Here is a 16,486-nt window from a genome sequence, read left to right as displayed (position 1 = left end):
GCGTATCGACCGTCGAATCCGGCGTAGCGGTCGATCTGCGCGACGGCTCCCAATACGGCGAGGGCGAACACGTGCGCACGTGCGTCAGCGTCCCCTCCGGCCAGCTGAAGATACGCGCCGGGCAACACTGACCCCGCGAAATTGCACTTATAAGCACGAACACCAATCCGCCCCAAGGAGATCTATGGCCATCCAGGACATCACCGACTACGCTCATCTCACCGATGCCGACATCGAGGAGATCGGTCGCCGTCTCGAGGCGATCGAGAAGAAAAACCGCGACTCGCTCGGCGACGCGGACGTGCGGTACATCCGGCGTCTAATCGCCGTGCAACGCGGACTCGAGTTCACCTCCCGCGCCGCCATTTCGCTCACCCCGAAGGCCTTCGCGCCCGCCGCCGCAGCGCTGGGCATCGCGAAGATTCTCGAGAACCTCGAGATCGGCCACAACGTCATGCACGGGCAGTGGGACTGGATGAACGATCCGGAAATCCACTCCTCGACCTGGGAGTGGGACAACGTCGGGCCATCCTCGGGGTGGAAGCACACCCACAACGTCACCCATCACACGTATACGAACATCATCGGGATGGATAACGACGTCGGGTACGGTGTTCTTCGCGTCACCCGCGATAAGCGCTGGTCGCCGTTCCACCTCGCGCAGCCGGTCACCAACGCCCTCCTCGCGAGCCTGTTCCAGTGGGCGGTTGGCTTCTATGACGTCGAGCTGGGTGCGTACTTCGCGGGTAAGCAGTCCAAGGAAGTGACGATGAAGCGTCTCGACGAGACGCTCCGCAAGGTGCGCAGGCAGGCGTTCAAGGACTACATCGCGTTCCCGCTCGTCTCGGCGGGCGTGTCCGGCGCGGTCGCGCTGGCCACGGGCAAGCCCGTCTACCGGGCCGCCTTCCACGGCGCCACGCGCGCCGGGCAGACGGCGATGATCGGCAACTTCATGCGCAACGTGTGGGCCTACGCCGTGATCTTCTGCGGGCACTTCCCCGACGATGTCGAGACCTTCACCAAACGCACACTCGACGACGAAACCCGCGCCGAGTGGTACCTGCGACAGATGCTCGGCTCGGCGAACTTCACCGGCGGCAAGCTCCTCACGATCATGTCCGGAAACCTCAACTACCAGATCGAGCACCACCTGTTCCCGGACATGCCGTCGAACCGTCTCGCCCAGATCGGCGCCGAGGTGCAGGAGATCGCCGAGGAATTCGGTCTGCCCTACAACGTCGACTCGTTCCCGAAGCAGTTCTACCAGGTGCAGCGCACGCTGCTGAAGCTCTCGCTGCCGAACTCGATGCTGCGCGCCGACTCCTCGAACGCGCCCGAGGTGCGCTCCGATGCGGCGTTTACGAAGAACCCGGACATCGCCGAGGCGACCGGACGGCGCCAGCTTCGCAAGGGTCTCGCGATGCTCAAGAAGGTGCGCCCAAGGGTGCTGGCGTAGGCCGTCGGCCGGGCAGTTGCGGCGTCCGGTGTCATAAATGGTGGTGGCACCTGCCCGAAATGGGGTTGGTCGCTGGTCGATGTGCTGGTCGGTGGTCGCGCCGGCGACGTAAAATCGCGTATGACGCCGCACGTCGCGATCATCTCGCGCGCGGAAATTGCGGTGAAGTTAGACCGCTGATTGCCTGGGGTTAACCCGCTCGCATCCTGGGCAATGCAGCGTAAGGGAAGACAGCACGGCGCGAGGGATGCCCGAATCCACCGGGCCACTTTCGCACCGGGAACGTGTTTCCTCTAGCGCAAGGTGGTAAGTCATGCTGCGCACGCGTAAGCGCACGAACCCGACACCGTCGGACCAGCCGCGATCCGTCTCGGACGGCGGCGGACGAGGCGCGGAGTCGCGCCCGCATTCCCGCCGGATCGCGCCCGTGCGCAAACCCAAGCCGAGCGGGGAGCTGGCGCTGCGGCCCGGCGAGAGCCCGCGCGTAGTCGCCCACCGCGGCGCGTCCGGCGACTACCCGGAACTCACACTCGTCGCCTACGAGAACGCGCTGGCACAGGGCGCCGACGGAATCGAATGCGATATTCGGATGACGCTCGATGGCCACCTCGTGTGCATCCACGATTCCGATACCTCCCGCGTCAGCGAGGAGAAGCGCAAGGTGCGCCTGTCGACGCTGGAAGAGCTCAAGGCACTCGATGTCGGCTCCTGGCACCTGCGCCACCGCAAGCCGGAACCGCCACTCGCGTTGCGTGAACTGCTCGAGCTCATCGAGGCCTATCCGCAGGCCAGGGCGTTCATCGAGACCAAGCACCCGGTCGTCGCCGGAGGGCGGGTCGAGCGGGCGCTGGCCGAGGAGCTCAAGTACTTCGGGCTGGACCGTCCGCGCTCGCACGGCGAGTCTCGTGCGGTGATGATGAGTTTTTCCGTGCTCGCAGTGAACCGATTCGGGCGGATCGCGCCTCGGATTCCGCGCGTGCAGTTGCGCCACTACCGGACCGGCGCGAAGCCGCTGCCGGCGGAGAACTACGGGATCCAGATCGTCGGCCCGTCGATGGACACGATCCGCGCCAAGCCCTTCCTCGTCGAGCACTGGCACCGGCGCGGGCTTGCCGTGTACTGCTGGACGGTCGACGATCCGGCCGATGTGGAGCTGTGCAAGCGCCTCGGAGTCGACTGGATCGGCACGAACTTCCCCGCGCGCACGCTGGCGCGAGTCAGTGAGGACGAACAGATGCGGGCGGCCGAAATCGGCACGGTGCACGGGAGTTTTGCAGACCGCGAGTAACCGAAGATTTCAACGATCGGGCGCCGTGTGCCGTAAAGTCCGAACACGTGGCAAAGAAAAGTCGTCGTAATTTCGAAGCAAAGCCGGACTCCAACCGTCAGGCGAAACTCGCCGCTCGCGCGGCCGAACGCGAAGAGCTCGCCGGAAACCCGCGCCCCTTCGCAGGGGTCGTCGGGGAGTGCGACATCGTCGCGATGCAGCAGTTCGTGCCTTCGGCTACCGCCAAGGTCGATCTCGCCGGTGTGGAACACCCCGTGTACCTGTCGACGGTGCTCCCGGGCGCGATCGCGGCGCTGACCCGCGCGATCCCCAGCGGGACCGAGTCCTTCGTCGGGCTGCAGACCGCCGCCTACGGACTCGCCCCCGAGCGGGACCTCGCCGCGTCGCTCGCGTGGGTCGCGAAGTCGGAGGCAGGCGACACGTTGCAGGCCGCTGAACCCTCCGACGAAGATCCCGAGCTCGCGGAGCTGCTCAAGGGTAACGAGTCCCTCGAGGTCACCGTGCACGACAACTTCGCGTGGTGGGCCGCCGAGGGTGCGGAGGTTCATCCGCAGATCGCCCAGGCCATCCAGCACGCCAATGGCGCCATGATGCCCTCCGCGCGCATCGACACTCCAGGCGCCGACGCTGCGTGGTGGGTCGATGCAGGAGAACGCGCGCACATCCGCTGGGTGCGGCCCGAGGACGAGGATGCGCTGTTTGACGCGATGGCGCGCCTGCACAATCGCGGCGAACTCACCCTCGGCGAGGGCTCGTCGTTCGCGGGATCCTTCCGCACGACCGGACTGCTCGTTCCCGTATTCGACCTCGATAACACCAAGCCCGCCGACCACTGGACCGACGGGCTGGCCACCCTCGACGCCAAGTTCACCGAAGCGCTCGCCGAGAGCGGCGAGCTCTCCAGCGACGAGCGCGCCTCCCGCAACGGCCTGCGCGCCCGTCAGGTGACCTTGCGCTAACCACACTCGAAGGCCTGTTCTGGTCTTGTCGACTTAAATAGAGATTGCTCCCCGTGCGCGGTTGCCGATGCGATCGGCCTCCGCTCCCGGGGAGCAATTCTTTTATTTATGCGAAAGTTGACGCTTTGTCGGGTTAGCCCGCGCTCAGGGTTTTAAGCGAGTCGACCAGCGCTTGAACCAGACCTGCCGCAGAGCCGACGCCCGGCTCGACGAGATCGATGACGTTCGAGATGGAACCGTCCATTGTGACTCCTAGTCGTGAAATTTGATGATGAGGGTGAAAGTGCTAGTCCGTGCCGACGAGCGAGCCGACCGCTGACTCCAAACTTCCGTCTGCCAAAGTGATCAGCTCGAGTATCGGCAAGAGAAAAGGTCCGAAAAGATCGTTGAATGAGCCCATGGGTTCCTCCTGGTGGTGGTGTGGATCACAACGCCTTAACTAATGCACCTTGAGTGATTGGTGTCCACGGAATGCTCAGAACGCTTCGAATTCCAAAACGCGCGCACCTCGGTTGGTTCGAAACCTGAACCACTACAGCGGATGTGAAAAAAACCTAATCTTTGGTGTGACACCTATTTCGGGGGCTTGAGGTGCTATTTCGTCGCTGCCGGGCTACTCGGGGTTCTCGATAACCCCGACTGTCGGCGTGAAGTATGCCGTCGATGGACTTCGAAGCGTCTGCCAGCCCGGGAAAAGTAGCGCCCCCATGGCTCGGCGCAACGGTGGTCTACTTCCTTGTGCAGGCGCACAACATTGCGCCTGCGTCCCACCGACCATGTGCCCCGGGGAGGAAGACGTGCGTAAACCGATCGTGTCGACCGTGTATGCGGCCGCATGCGCGTTAGCAGTGTGCGGCGGCTTCATCGTCGCCAACACCACACATTCGGCGACCGCAGAAAACGCCGCGCGGCCCGTTGAAGAGACCAACGAGGAGATGTTCGGTCTCGTCGACGATCCCTCGATCCGGCCAAGCCGGGGCCCGGACACTCAGATCAGGCCGCAACCCGGACTGCCTTCCTCTTCTTCGGAAGAGACCCCGCTGCCGGAACACTCGGACGCTACTCCACAAGATGACGTCGGTAATCCATCTCCGGAGCCTGCGGTGTCGCCCGCGGGGTCGGGACAAACGTCCCACTCGGGCAACACGCGGCCCAACTCCGGGCAGTATTCGCCCGCACCACCTCAGCGGCTTCCCAACCGCCCGGGGCCCCGCCCGGTCGCGCCAGCCCCGGAGCCGCTGGTCATTCCGGATATCCCGTTCCCGACACTCACCATCAACCAGCTACCGGTGAACCCGCCGCAGCCGGAACCCCTGCGCCCCTTGCAGATCGGTTAAGCCCGCCGAGCGTCGCCTCAGAAAGTCCATCCCCTGAAAGGAAGATCCATGATCATTTTCGCTCCCATCGGCGCAGCTATCGCCACAGCACTCGCCGGTCTCGGCCCACTCGCCGCCGGCGCCGCAGTCGCGGCCGCTGCTGCACCGGCGATCACCGGCGCAGGCGCCGTCGTCGGCGCGGCCGCGCTTCCGGCCCTCGGTTCCACCGCAGCCGCGGCGGCAGACCCGAATGTTCGCCAGGGTGTCGAAGCGTCGGCAAACCAGACCCACAACAACGTCATGGGTTCGGTCGGGGAAGTGCTGCATGGAGTGAACGAGATGAATCTGCCCGGCATCAATATTCCGGTGCACCGCCCCTGATAAATGGGGACGGCTCCGGGCGCGCGATGGCCGAGAAAGGTAGACGAGCATATGAGCACCCCTCCGTGGATCCGCTCCGCGATCGATAACGGACTCGCCGCCGCGCGCCTGGAATCGCAGGCCGGCGGGCAATCCCTACCTCCCGCACAATCCGACGACACGGACCGGAAGCACGACCCGGCCGATAAGAGCGGTAGTGAAGGGGGCGGGCCGGAGCTCGAACAAGAAGGCCCCCCTGTCGCCGAAGGAACGGTGGATGCCCCCTTGGAGCTCGATCTCGTTCCTCGGGCGGATGCCACTCTCGTGGCCTCGCTCCGGGAGCGCGTCCGGGGAGAAACGACTCGCGAAGAAGGCGACGAACCCGGTGCGCATTCCGAGGAACAATCGTCAGATCCCGACGAGCTGGGCGCGCCCGCACGCGTGACCGCTGGTCCACTCAAGACGACGGCAGCACTCGTGGGGCTCGTGTCCTGCATCGCCGGCGGCTTCGCACTCGGTGGCGGATTCGACAGCGCACGCACCGCCGAGGCGTCGGAACTGGCCGACATCGAAGCGCAGTCGGCTCAGGTGCCGATCGTGGAATCGGACGACGGCTGCGAAACCGAGCACGGCGAAGGCTTCTTCCGCGGCAACGGCGCCGGCGATCGGCTATCGCCGGTGGGAGTGGTGGCGGCTTTCGAATATGCCTACTACGTCGAAAAAGACCCGATCCGTGCGTTGGAGCTGACTACCGAGGAAGCGGGTCTCGATCCGGCCCGCCTTAACGCCGAGGGCATCGGGGCGCTTCCCGAGGGAACGACTCACTGCGTGGAAGCGACCGCGGAAGACGATGAAGCTGTTTTCGTCAGACTGTCGGAGCGCCGTCCCGACGTCGAGCCGATCGTCATCCATCAGCGGATACACACTGGTCTCGACGACAACGGCATTTACGCGATCACGAAAATCGAGCACACCGAGGGGCGGGCGGAGTAATCCTGCTGGGCGAGCCGAAGGCACGGACGCGGCTAGGCTGGCGGCATCTCGTACAGGTCCGCAGGCGGAGTCGCGCCGCGCCGCAGGTTATCGAAGAACGCGTTCGTCGTATCGCCCCACACGAGGTACGAGCCGACCGCGCCGTCGGCCATCCCGTCGAACGGCACAGTCGCCGTCACAGGCTCGGAACGAATCGACCACATCATCATGCCCAGGTCCCAGATGTGGTCCTTCTCGTCGACGCGGATCGTAGCCGCGCCGTCTGAGACGAGCCGAGATAGACGGAACGGATTGAGCAGAGTCGACGGCTTGGTTACCTCGCTCATCAACGCAGACATGAATTTGCGCTGGTTCTGCACGCGGTCGAGATCCTGCTGGGCGAAGCCGTGCCGGGTCCGCACGAACCCGAGGGCCTGCGGGCCGGCGAGAGTCTGGCACCCCGCGCCGAGATTGATCCCCGCGTCCGGGTCCTCGATGGGCTCGTCGAGGCACATCTCGATGCCGCCGACCGCGTCGACGATGCCCGCAAAACCGCCGAAACCAATCTCGGCGTAATGGTCGATCCGGATGCCTGTCTCAGTCTCCAACGTCTGGACGAGCATCTTCGGTCCACCAAGTGAGTAGGCCGCGTTGATCTTGTATTCGCCGTACTCGGGAATATCGACCAGCAGGTCACGGGGGATCGAGATGATCATCGGCTTACCGCCGTCGGCCGGTTTGTACACGAGCATCATCGTGTCCGTACGGTCGCCGCCGGCGTCCTGCTCGGAGCCCGTCGCGAGATGCGCCTGCTCCTCTTCGGTGAGCCCGGCGCGCGAATCGGTACCGACGACGAGAGTCACCGTCCCCGGTGTCTTACCCGGCTTACCGGGATAGTCCGACAGCGCGTCGACATGCTGCAGCTTCGAATCCGCCCACAAGGCGGAGAGCACGCCCGCCGTCAGGATGACGACGAGCAGGAGGACGAGAATCCGAAAGAACCCGAAGCGCCGCTTCTTGCGGGGAGCGGTGCGTGCCGCAGGTCGCGGTGACGGTCGACGTCCGCGTGGGGGACGCTGTACCACCGGGTTTTGTGGTGGGGCATTTCGGCTCGCGCGGCGCGGGCGCTCGGAGTGATAGCCGTCGTCGAATCGCTCGGGCTGCTGGGTGGGCTGATACCTGGGACCGCCGGGTGCACCCGGTCCGGCGGGGGCGCCGCGTGGGGTTTCACGTGGAACACCTGCGGCGGAGCCGCCTGCGACTCCCGCGGCCCCCGCCGCTCCCGCAGCCCCGTACGCCGCGCCGCGCCCGGGGCCCGGGTCGAAGCGGCCGTAGGTGCGGTTCGGGTTCGGCTGATTCTGGCTGGCGGACGGGCCGGCTGCGTGCCGGGGACGTCCGGAAGGATCGGGGTTCTGCCTGGGAGCCGGGGCAGGTCTGCCCTCGGGGGCCTGGCGCGACGCTGCCTCACGCCGTGCGCGGGCACGTCGCCGCTGCTCGGCGGCCTCTTCGGGGGACAGATGTCTCCGCATCGACTCATCAGACACGCGCAGTAGTTTACTGACGATGTCTGAGCGCCGGTTCGCAACATGCTGTTCGCACTACAAGCGTTATCAAAGCCAGCCCACGTGTGGAGCGATCATCGCGTAGCCGATAAACGCGAACGCGTCGAGTAGAAAATGCGCCCAGATGAGCGGCCACGCACGCCGAAAAGCGAGCCAAAAGGCAACGAACAGGGCGCCCATGACGAGATTTCCGAGCCCGCCGCCGAAGCCTTGATACAGGTGATAGGAGCCGCGCAGCACGGCAGAAAACGCGATGACGGCGGGCACAGACCAGCCCAACTGGCGCAACCGGATTGCGAGGTACACCACGACGACGAGTTCCTCTGCGCCCGAATTCGCCAGCGCCGACGTCAGCAACACGGGCACCCGCCACCACGTCGTGCCGAGACCCGAGGCCTCCACGGTCGCGTTCGCGCCGATCGCTACGGCGCCGAGGTAGAGGGCGAGGCCGGGAATGCCGATGAGCGCGGTGAGCGCGGCCCCGCGGGCGAGGTCCCCGCGCACCGCGGGCCAGTGCCCCCGGCCCGGCGGCAGGGTGAGGCCCATCGCGCGGAGCGAGATCCGCGAATGCCAAAGCAACACGAGCGGAAGCAGGGCCCACGCCGTCAGCCTTGCGATACGTCCGAGCTGGTAGGCGAGATCCAGCCACGGGTTCTGCGACGCGGAGGCGTTGAGCGTTTGCGTCTGCTCGTTCAGCGGCGCGGCGTCGAGGAGGGCTTGGACAATCGAAAGGATCGAGGTGTAACCGGACAGGGCGAAGGTCACGGTGAGGACGACCGCGATCTCCAGCCACAGGAACCGGCGCCGTCGCGGATCGGTGACCGGCTCGGCCACGGGCTCGGACATGCGAGCCGTGAAGGCGCGCAGCCTTGTGCCCACCCCGTTCGCGCTCGCCGATTCAGCCATGCGCGCAAGTCTAGGTCGCCCGCCGCTGGCCTCGCCCCGACGGCGGTGCGAGAATGCTCCCTATGGCCGTCGACCTCGAATTACTTTTCCGACCCGCTGCGCGCCCCGACCTCTTCGAGGACCTGCTCGTGCCCACCGGCCGCACCGGAAGTGCGCCAACCGATGACGCCGGGGAGATCGGAAAGCGTTGGTCGATCCCAGCCGCGAAGGAGCTTGACAATCCGACTCCCGGATCCGTCTCGGCGGCGCTGGCCGCGGGCGGCGGCGTCGCGATCGACCTGTGGGAGCGCTCCGCGCACGACGCCGCGGATCTCCTCATCGCCGCCGCGCACGGCGGCGTCGGATTCGGGCCGGGATTGCAGCCGCGCGCGGAGACCGCCGAGCAGGTGTGGACGCTGATCTCGGCGGCGATGGCCGCGATCGTCGGCGAGGACGTGCAGACTCACTGGGTCGAATGCGGTGAAGGCCGGACCGGTCCTAACGCCGAACGACGCGCGTTCATCAACGGACTCGGCCGATCGGCGCGCGAGACGATCCGCGACGTGATCACCGTGATCTGCGTGCCCGCGGAGAGCCTCGCCGCCATCGCGGCGACGTTCCCCGCGGAAGGGGAGCTGCGCTAGGCCTTCTGCTCGATGATCTGGATGAGGTTGCCGCAGGTGTCGTCGAATACGGCGAGCGTAGTGCCCTCAACCGTCATCGGCTCCATCGTGAACCGCACCCCGAGGCCGGAGAGCCGATCGAACTCCGCCTGCACGTTGTCGACGGCGAACTGGGTAAGAGGGACACCGTCGGCGTAGAGCGCCTGCTGGAAGGGCTTCGCCGCGGGGTGGCCGAGCGGTTCGAGGAGCAGCTCTGTGCCGTCGGGATTTTCGGGGCTGACGAGGGTGAGCCAGTACGCGCCCTCGCCGACCTCGACGTCGTGCTTAATGCGGAAACCGAGTTTTTCGGTGTAGAACTCGCGGGCCTTGGACTGGTCGTCGACCATCACGGACGTGATGTTGATGTGCACGGTGAACCTCGATTCGCTTGCGGGTTGCGGCTCCAGAGTAGGGCCGTGGGCGGCGCATCGCCACGGTTGTCGACGTCGATCGGCGCGGCGACGTCTGTCGGGATCGCGCGCTCCGGCCCGGTGATCATTATCCTGGGGTGCGTGAGTACCGTCGCTTTCCTCGGCCCCGCCGGCACGTTTACCGATGCCGCCCTCCAGCAGCTCGTGGACCGCGGCCGGATCGCCGCAGGCGACGGCGGCGAGCCCGATACAGCCCCGCAGATGCTCCCGTGCGACACCCCGCCGCAGGCGCTCGCCGCCGTGCGCGAGGGGCGAGCCGATTTCGCGTGCGTGCCGTTCGAGAATTCCGTCGACGGAACCGTGAGCCCGACCGCGGACGCCCTCGCCTCCGCCACGCGCCTGCAGATCCTCGCGGAGACGGAACTCGATATCGCCTTCGCGATCCTCGTTCGCCCGGGGACCGCGCCGTCCGACGTCAGGAGCCTGTCCACCCATCCGATCGCCGCGGCGCAGGTCCGCAGCTGGGTGCAGGAGAACCTGCCGAATGCGCAGATCCACACGACATCCTCGACTGCTGCGGGCGCGGAGGAGGTCGCGGCAGGGGAGGCGGACGCGGCGGCGGCGCCCGCGCGCGCAGGGGAGATCCTCGGGCTCGACGCGCTTGCCTCGGGCATCGCCGATGTGTCGGGGGCGCGCACCCGGTTTGTGCTCGTCGGCAACCCCACCACGCCGCCCGCGCCGACCGGAAACGACCGCACCTCGGTCGTGTTCGGCCTGCGCCACGAGCCCAACTCCCTGGTCCAGGCGCTCACCGAACTTTCGATTCGTGGGATCAACCTTTCGCGAATCGAGTCGCGGCCCACCCGCGTCGACCGGTTCACCTACTTCTTCCACATCGACCTCGTCGGCCACATCGACGACCCGATGGTCGCCGAGGCGCTCGCCGCGCTGCACCACCGCACCTCGCGGCTACGTTTCCTCGGTTCGTGGCCCGTGGACGAGCACGGCAATGCCGAGGCCCCGCCCGCCGATCGCGCTTCTGCGAGCGGCCCGCCCGATCGCACCGAGGGCTACGCGTGGACGCGCGCGATGGCCACCGGTCGAGGCTGAGCCCGCGCCCAATCCGCACCCCGCACCTCTCACCTCCCCGGAAAGGACCGACACGCCTATGACGTCGGAGAACGCATCCACGCAGCCCAAAGCCCCCGCCGAGCGCACCCCGCACCTGTATCTGGTGCGGCACGGGGAATTCCCGTCGAACCCCCTCGGCCTCCTCGACACGGAGGTGCCCGGGCAGCCGCTCAACGCGAAGGGCCGCGAGCAGGCGAGCATCGCAGGGGAGCAGCTCATTGCTCTCGGCTCGACGGCGACTGCCGTGCACCACTCGCAGGCCGAGCGGGCGAAGAACACGGCGCAGATCATCTCCGGCGCGCTCGGCGTCGACGCGGTCGAGGTTCCCGGTGCGTTCGAGGTGCAGGCCGGCGAACTCGAAAAGCGCGGCGACCCCGACGCGCTCGCGAGCTACCGCACGTACACGCACGCCTGGATGCGCGGCAGCGACCTGGCATCCGCCCTGCCGGGCGGCGAGTCCGGGGAAGACGTGCGCGCCCGCATCTTCCCGCAGATCGAGAAGCTTTACCGCGAGCACGTCGCACAAGGGCGGGACGCGGTGCTCGTCATCCACGGAACGTTGATCCGTGTGACGGCGGGGCTTCTCGGCGCGATCGACGGCGACTTCTCCGCATCCCACGCTGTACCCAACTGCGGCATCATCGGTCTCATTCCCACGGGCGATGGGGCATTCGGCGGCGCCGCGTCCTGGGCGTGCGACGACTGGGCGGGCATCACCCCGCAGGCCTGAGCCGGCGGGGCGGCTAGCCCCAGCCGCGCTCGTGCAGGGTCTCGTCGTCGATACCGAAATGGTGGGCGACCTCGTGAATCACCGTCACCGAGACCTCATGCGCGAGTTGCTCCTCCGAGTCGCATACATCGCACAGTGCGTCGCGATAAATGAAGATCCTGTCGGGCAGATAGCCGGAATAAGTGGTGTCGCGCTCGGTGAGGGCGACACCCTCGTACAACCCGAGGATCGTCGGCTCCTCCTCGTTGCGCGGCTCGATGAGTACGACGACGTTGTTCATGGCGCGCCACAGGTCGTCTGGGATCAGGTCGAGCCCGTCGTTGACGAGCTCCTCGAAGCGCTCCTCGGAGACGCGAATTCCCATCGCGCGACCCTAGTTGCCGGCAGCCGGGATCTCGGCTGCGGGCTGTTCCGCGCCGGCGACGGGGACCTCGCCCTGAGCGGCCGGCTGTTCGCCGCCGCCTGCGTCGCCCGCCGGGGCCGCGGGGGCCGGAGCGGCGCCGGCTCCGCCGTCAGGGGCACCCGGTTGTTGTTGCTGTTGTTGTGCTGCGTCCCCCGGCGAGGGGACCTCGGTCGTCGTCGGTACGACCGGTGCCTCGCCCTCGATGGTGACGCCGTCACGCACGGAGCCGCGGAGCACAGCGAACGGGCCCGGATCCGCGACGCGCATGAGTGCACAGTTGACGGTGCGGCTGCCCGTCGCCCAGCTCACAGGCGAAATCGGCATGACCTGCGCAGGCACGAGCGTCGTCCGGCGCAGGGCCTCGACGTCTCCCGTGTACTCGACCGCGGCGTTGTAGCAGGCATCGGCGGAGATGGCGGTCTGGTCGGCCGGCTCCGGCGGGAACTCCCCTTCGGGGAACAGGCCGCTGACGTCGACGTTCGCCACCACCTCGAAGGCGTGATCCTCGGTGCAGTCGACCTCGCCGGACGGAGTGCGCTGGTCATTGATGCCGATGCACGTTCCCGGCTCCCACAGGCGGTGCTGATCCGCGACCGCGAAGGGCATAGCGATCTCGGCGGATGAACCGTCGAGCTCCTTGGGGGCGATGCCGCACAGCGCGGAGCGGTCGCCGGCCTCCCAGCCCTCGGCCGACGGCGGAATCAGCGCCCTGGCGAAGCGGCCCTCGGGGTCGAGGGGGCGGTCCCCGACGAAGCGGTCGATCACGGGTGCGCACAGTTCGTTGGCGAGGTCGACACGTCGTTGGCCCTCCGGGTAGACGTCGTCCGGGGTGGCCTCGGCGAGGTCGATGCGACCGGCGACCTCGAAGCGGTGCGGTTCCTCGCAGGTGGTCGAGACGATATCGCTGGGCTGGCCGCGCACGGAACTGGTCCAGTTGAGGCAGTCGCCCGACGCTGCGAGCGCGAACGCGTCGCCGGTGACCGTACGCGGATTGACCTGTGGGGCGATGGCGTTGACAGGGCCGGCGGCTTCGGAATCCGGGTCGTTCATGACCATGCCGATGCCGGTGCCGGCGAGTGCGCCGCCGACGGCGAGGGCGAAAACCGATCCCATGACGGCGCCGCGCGTTCGTGCGAGAGCGGGCGCGCCGCGGGGCTCGGGCTTCTTCGCGCGGCGCGAGTGTGCTCGCCCTGCCGCGGAGCCGGCGGGCTTCTCGGAATCAGATGACGTGCTCACCCTCCCCATTGTGCCCCAGGAAACACCGCTTGAGCGCCATACTCGCCCAGACGCGGGGAGGATTGCGCTCTCGGACCCGCTGAATGTCGTCTACCCTGAACACATGACCGAACAGGCAGACATCAACCCGGCCGGAGGTGGCGGGGACGTTCCGCGCGAACCCAAGCCCGGCGTGAGCGACGAGGTTCTCGAGTTCGCCGCCCGCTTGTTCGACATGGCGCGCGAGGGCGACACGGCCCAGCTCGCCGGCTACATCGACGCTGGTGTGAGCCCGGAACTGACCAACGAGCGCGGCGATGCGTTCCTCATGCTCGCCGCCTACAACGGCAATCTCGAGACCGTGCAGATGCTGCTCGATCGTGGCGTCGACGTGAACAAGCTCAACGACCGCGGCCAGACCCCGCTCGCCGGAGCCGTGTTCAAGGGATACGGAGAAGTCGTAAAGGCGCTGTTCGAGGCGGGCGCGAACCCGCATAAGGGGCAGCCCACCGCGGTCGAGGCGGCAGCGATGTTCGAAAAGGACGCCTTCCTGGAGCTCTTCGGCCGCAGTTAGTCGACGCCGGCCAAAGCGGTGGGGGATAGCGCCCCGCTCGGAATGCGGCGCCGTCCGTTAAGCTGGGCCGGTGATCGATCTCAAATTCCTGCGCGAAAACCCCGACGTCGTCCGTGCCTCGCAGCGTACCCGCGGAGAGGATCCGGAGCTGGTCGACCAGCTGCTGGAAGCCGACTCCCGCCGCCGCGAAGCCGTCTCCGCCGCGGACACCGCGCGCTCGGAGCAGAAGGCGATGGGCAAGAAGGTCGGTCAGGCCTCTGCGGAGGAGCGCCCGGCGCTGCTCGAGGAGGCGACCGCGCTCAAGGCGAAGGTCAAGGAGGCCGAGGAGAGCGAGAAATCGGCCGACGCGCGCATCGCGGAGCTCCAGCGCGCGATCTCCAACATCGTCGCCGACGCGGTCCCCGCCGGCGGCGAGGACGACTTCGTCGAGATCGAGCGCGTGGGCGAGCCGCGGGAATTCGATTTCGAGCCGAAGGACCACCTGGAACTCGGCGAATCGCTCGGCTTGATCGACATGGAGCGCGGCGCGAAGGTGTCCGGCGCCCGCTTCTACTTCCTCACCGGCTACGGCGCGCTGCTGCAGCTCGGGATGCTTCAGCTCGCCGCACAGAAGGCCACCGCCAACGGCTTCCAGTTGATGATCCCCCCGGTGCTCGTGCGCCCGGAGATCATGCAGGGCACCGGCTTCCTCGGCGCCCACTCGGACGAGATCTACCACCTCGATGCCGACGACCTTTACCTCGTCGGCACCTCAGAGGTCGCGCTCGCCGGCTACCACCAGGGAGAGATCCTCGATCTCGCCGGCGGCGCCAAGCGCTACTGCGGCTGGTCCTCGTGCTTCCGCCGCGAGGCCGGCTCGCACGGCAAGGACACGCGCGGCATCATCCGCGTGCACCAATTCGACAAGGTCGAGATGTTCACCTACACCATCCCCGAGAACGCCGAGGCAGAACACCAGGCGCTCCTCGGGATGGAAAAGGAGATGCTCACTGCGCTGGGCATCCCGTTCCGGGTCATCGATATCGCCGGTGGGGACCTCGGCTCGTCGGCAGCCCGCAAGTTCGACTGTGAGGGCTGGGTGCCCACCCAGGGAACCTACCGCGAGCTCACCTCGACCTCGAACTGCACGACGTTCCAGGCTCGCCGCCTCCAGGTCCGCTACCGCGACGAAGCGGGAAAGACCCAGATGGCTGCGACCCTCAACGGGACCCTCGCCACCACCCGCTGGCTCGTCGCGATCCTCGAGAACAACCAGCAGGCTGACGGCTCGGTCAAGGTGCCGGAGGCACTAGTCCCGTTCGTCGGTAAGGAAATTCTCGAACCAGTGAAGTGAGCGGACTCGCAGGTATCCATATCGCGGGCGCGTCCGCCCGCGTAATCTGATCGGCATGGCCTTCGAACCGCTTTATCAGTCGATCATCGGGATTGCCCGCGCGATGTTCTTCGCGCAGGGCCTGGGTATCGAGCTCACGGGGGAGAAGAACTTCCCGAAGAACGGCGGCGCGGTCGTCGTCGTCAACCACACCGGCTACATGGATTTCGTCTACGCCGGCGTGCCGGCGCGCGAACACAAGCGGTTCATCCGGTTCATGGCGAAGAAAGAGGTCTTCGACCACAAGATCGCAGGGCCGATCATGCGCAACCTGCGCCACATCCCCGTCGACCGCACGGGCGGCGGAGACGCCTATGCGGCAGCGGTCGACGCGCTGCGCCGTGGGGAGCTCATCGGCGTGTTCCCCGAAGCGACGATCTCGCGCAGTTTCGAGATCAAGGATTTCAAGACCGGCGGCGCTCGCATGGCGCAGGAGGCCGGTGTGCCGATCCTGCCGGTCACCATCTGGGGTTCGCAGCGCGTGTGGTCCAAGGGGCTGCCGAAGAACATGGTGCGCCCGAAGGTGCCGATCCTCATCGACACCGCCGAACCCGTCTACGTCACCGGCGACCCGGTCGACTTCATGGAAAACCTTCGCGAGTCGATGCAGACGAACCTCGAGCGTCTGCAGGACCGTTACGTGGAACTCGCCGGCCCCTACCCGCAGGGCGCCTCGTGGGTGCCGCGCCGTCTTGGCGGCAGCGCACCGACGCTGGACGAGGCCAACGTCCTCGACGAGGCCGAGCACCAGGCGCGGATGGAGAAAAAACAGCGCCGGCTCCAGGAGAAGCGAGGCGACGGCCCCGGATCCGGAGACGAAAAATCGGGACCAACCACCAGGAATGACGGCGGAGAGGCTCGTTGACCCAGGACATACCCGCTCGCCATGAGCGACCTGTATTCGTGGCCACCGACATCGACGGCACCCTGCTCAACGTTCGAGACGAGGTGCCGGAAGGACATCGCCGCATCCTCGCGCGCGTCGTCGACTCCGGCGCCACGCTGTGCCTGGCGACCGGGCGCCCGCCCCGCTGGCTTCCCGAGATCCTCGGCGACCTGGGGCAGCAGCCGCTCGCGGTGTGCGCCAACGGCGCGGTGATCATCGATACCTCGAGCGGGGAGGTGCTGTGGTCGCGGCTCCTCGAGCCCGCCGCGTTGGAGGAGATCGCCCGCATCGTCCGCGTCGAGCTACCCGGCGTCGGCCTCGCCGCCGAGCGCATGGGGCGCGAC

Annotated in this window: 18 protein-coding genes; 13 read left to right on the top strand and 5 right to left on the bottom strand. The window is 67.1% G+C overall.

Annotated elements, in window-relative coordinates; translation table 11 throughout:
- The first annotated feature begins 184 nt into the window (after positions 1 to 184).
- From K8V11_RS11380 to K8V11_RS11355, 6 genes are all read left to right on the top strand, one after another.
- Positions 185 to 1,456, top strand: a complete 1,272-nt coding sequence (locus K8V11_RS11380) for an acyl-CoA desaturase (protein ID WP_303914217.1) — start codon at positions 185 to 187, stop codon at positions 1,454 to 1,456.
- Positions 1,457 to 1,769: 313 nt separating this feature from the next.
- A complete protein-coding gene (locus K8V11_RS11375) occupies positions 1,770 to 2,744 on the top strand; it encodes a glycerophosphodiester phosphodiesterase family protein (RefSeq protein ID WP_303914214.1) in 975 nt (324 codons plus the stop codon).
- 47 nt (positions 2,745 to 2,791) lie between these two features.
- Positions 2,792 to 3,703 (top strand): DUF5926 family protein, encoded by a 912-nt coding sequence (locus tag K8V11_RS11370; protein ID WP_303914211.1) that lies wholly within the window; start codon positions 2,792 to 2,794, stop codon positions 3,701 to 3,703.
- 797 nt (positions 3,704 to 4,500) lie between these two features.
- On the top strand, positions 4,501 to 5,040 hold the full coding sequence (locus tag K8V11_RS11365) for a hypothetical protein (RefSeq protein WP_303914207.1): 540 nt from the start codon (positions 4,501 to 4,503) through the stop codon (positions 5,038 to 5,040).
- 48 nt (positions 5,041 to 5,088) lie between these two features.
- Complete coding sequence (locus tag K8V11_RS11360) at positions 5,089 to 5,400, top strand: hypothetical protein (protein WP_303914204.1); 312 nt, start codon at positions 5,089 to 5,091, stop codon at positions 5,398 to 5,400.
- Positions 5,401 to 5,451: 51 nt separating this feature from the next.
- Positions 5,452 to 6,372, top strand: coding sequence for a hypothetical protein (locus K8V11_RS11355; protein ID WP_303914201.1), 921 nt, complete (start codon positions 5,452 to 5,454; stop codon positions 6,370 to 6,372).
- Between the two features lie 32 nt (positions 6,373 to 6,404).
- Here the strand turns inward: K8V11_RS11355 and K8V11_RS11350 are convergent, their stop codons facing one another.
- Positions 6,405 to 7,895: an LCP family protein gene (locus tag K8V11_RS11350; RefSeq protein WP_303914198.1), complete on the bottom strand. Its 1,491-nt coding sequence runs from the start codon at positions 7,893 to 7,895 to the stop codon at positions 6,405 to 6,407.
- Between the two features lie 66 nt (positions 7,896 to 7,961).
- Positions 7,962 to 8,819, bottom strand: a complete 858-nt coding sequence (locus K8V11_RS11345; RefSeq protein WP_303914195.1) for a CPBP family intramembrane glutamic endopeptidase — start codon at positions 8,817 to 8,819, stop codon at positions 7,962 to 7,964.
- Positions 8,820 to 8,881: 62 nt separating this feature from the next.
- On the opposite strand from K8V11_RS11345, the gene K8V11_RS11340 reads away from it, so the two are divergent.
- Positions 8,882 to 9,442 carry a hypothetical protein gene (locus K8V11_RS11340; protein ID WP_303914192.1) on the top strand — a complete coding sequence of 187 codons (561 nt, stop codon included), beginning with the start codon at positions 8,882 to 8,884 and terminating at the stop codon, positions 9,440 to 9,442.
- On the opposite strand, the gene K8V11_RS11335 is transcribed toward K8V11_RS11340, so the two are convergent.
- Positions 9,439 to 9,831, bottom strand: coding sequence for a VOC family protein (locus K8V11_RS11335; RefSeq protein WP_303914189.1), 393 nt, complete (start codon positions 9,829 to 9,831; stop codon positions 9,439 to 9,441). The genes K8V11_RS11340 and K8V11_RS11335 overlap by 4 nt on opposite strands.
- A 141-nt stretch (positions 9,832 to 9,972) precedes the next feature.
- Here K8V11_RS11335 and pheA point away from each other — a divergent pair, with 141 nt between their 5' ends.
- Complete coding sequence (gene pheA, locus K8V11_RS11330; protein WP_303914186.1) at positions 9,973 to 10,941, top strand: prephenate dehydratase; 969 nt, start codon at positions 9,973 to 9,975, stop codon at positions 10,939 to 10,941.
- Positions 10,942 to 10,999: 58 nt separating this feature from the next.
- Positions 11,000 to 11,692 carry a histidine phosphatase family protein gene (locus K8V11_RS11325; RefSeq protein WP_303914183.1) on the top strand — a complete coding sequence of 231 codons (693 nt, stop codon included), beginning with the start codon at positions 11,000 to 11,002 and terminating at the stop codon, positions 11,690 to 11,692.
- Between the two features lie 13 nt (positions 11,693 to 11,705).
- On the opposite strand, the gene K8V11_RS11320 is transcribed toward K8V11_RS11325, so the two are convergent.
- Together K8V11_RS11320 and K8V11_RS11315 are read right to left on the bottom strand one after the other, a co-directional pair.
- Positions 11,706 to 12,056: a metallopeptidase family protein gene (locus K8V11_RS11320; protein ID WP_303914180.1), complete on the bottom strand. Its 351-nt coding sequence runs from the start codon at positions 12,054 to 12,056 to the stop codon at positions 11,706 to 11,708.
- Between the two features lie 9 nt (positions 12,057 to 12,065).
- Complete coding sequence (locus K8V11_RS11315) at positions 12,066 to 13,331, bottom strand: septum formation family protein (RefSeq protein ID WP_303914178.1); 1,266 nt, start codon at positions 13,329 to 13,331, stop codon at positions 12,066 to 12,068.
- A 214-nt stretch (positions 13,332 to 13,545) separates the two neighbouring features.
- Here K8V11_RS11315 and K8V11_RS11310 point away from each other — a divergent pair, with 214 nt between their 5' ends.
- From K8V11_RS11310 to K8V11_RS11295, 4 genes are all read left to right on the top strand, one after another.
- Positions 13,546 to 13,884, top strand: a complete 339-nt coding sequence (locus K8V11_RS11310; protein WP_303914220.1) for an ankyrin repeat domain-containing protein — start codon at positions 13,546 to 13,548, stop codon at positions 13,882 to 13,884.
- Between the two features lie 70 nt (positions 13,885 to 13,954).
- Positions 13,955 to 15,217, top strand: a complete 1,263-nt coding sequence (gene serS, locus K8V11_RS11305) for a serine--tRNA ligase (RefSeq protein ID WP_303914175.1) — start codon at positions 13,955 to 13,957, stop codon at positions 15,215 to 15,217.
- A gap of 55 nt (positions 15,218 to 15,272) precedes the next feature.
- Positions 15,273 to 16,121 (top strand): 1-acyl-sn-glycerol-3-phosphate acyltransferase, encoded by an 849-nt coding sequence (locus tag K8V11_RS11300; RefSeq protein WP_303914172.1) that lies wholly within the window; start codon positions 15,273 to 15,275, stop codon positions 16,119 to 16,121.
- 38 nt (positions 16,122 to 16,159) lie between these two features.
- The coding region (locus K8V11_RS11295) for an HAD family hydrolase (protein ID WP_303914169.1) at positions 16,160 to 16,486 on the top strand (327 nt) is incomplete at its 3' end.

The organism is Dietzia timorensis (assembly GCF_020742175.1).
GTDB lineage: Bacteria > Actinomycetota > Actinomycetes > Mycobacteriales > Mycobacteriaceae > Dietzia > Dietzia timorensis_A.
The sequence above is the reverse complement of the archived record's forward strand: the minus strand, read 5'-3'. Positions and strand labels throughout refer to the sequence as shown.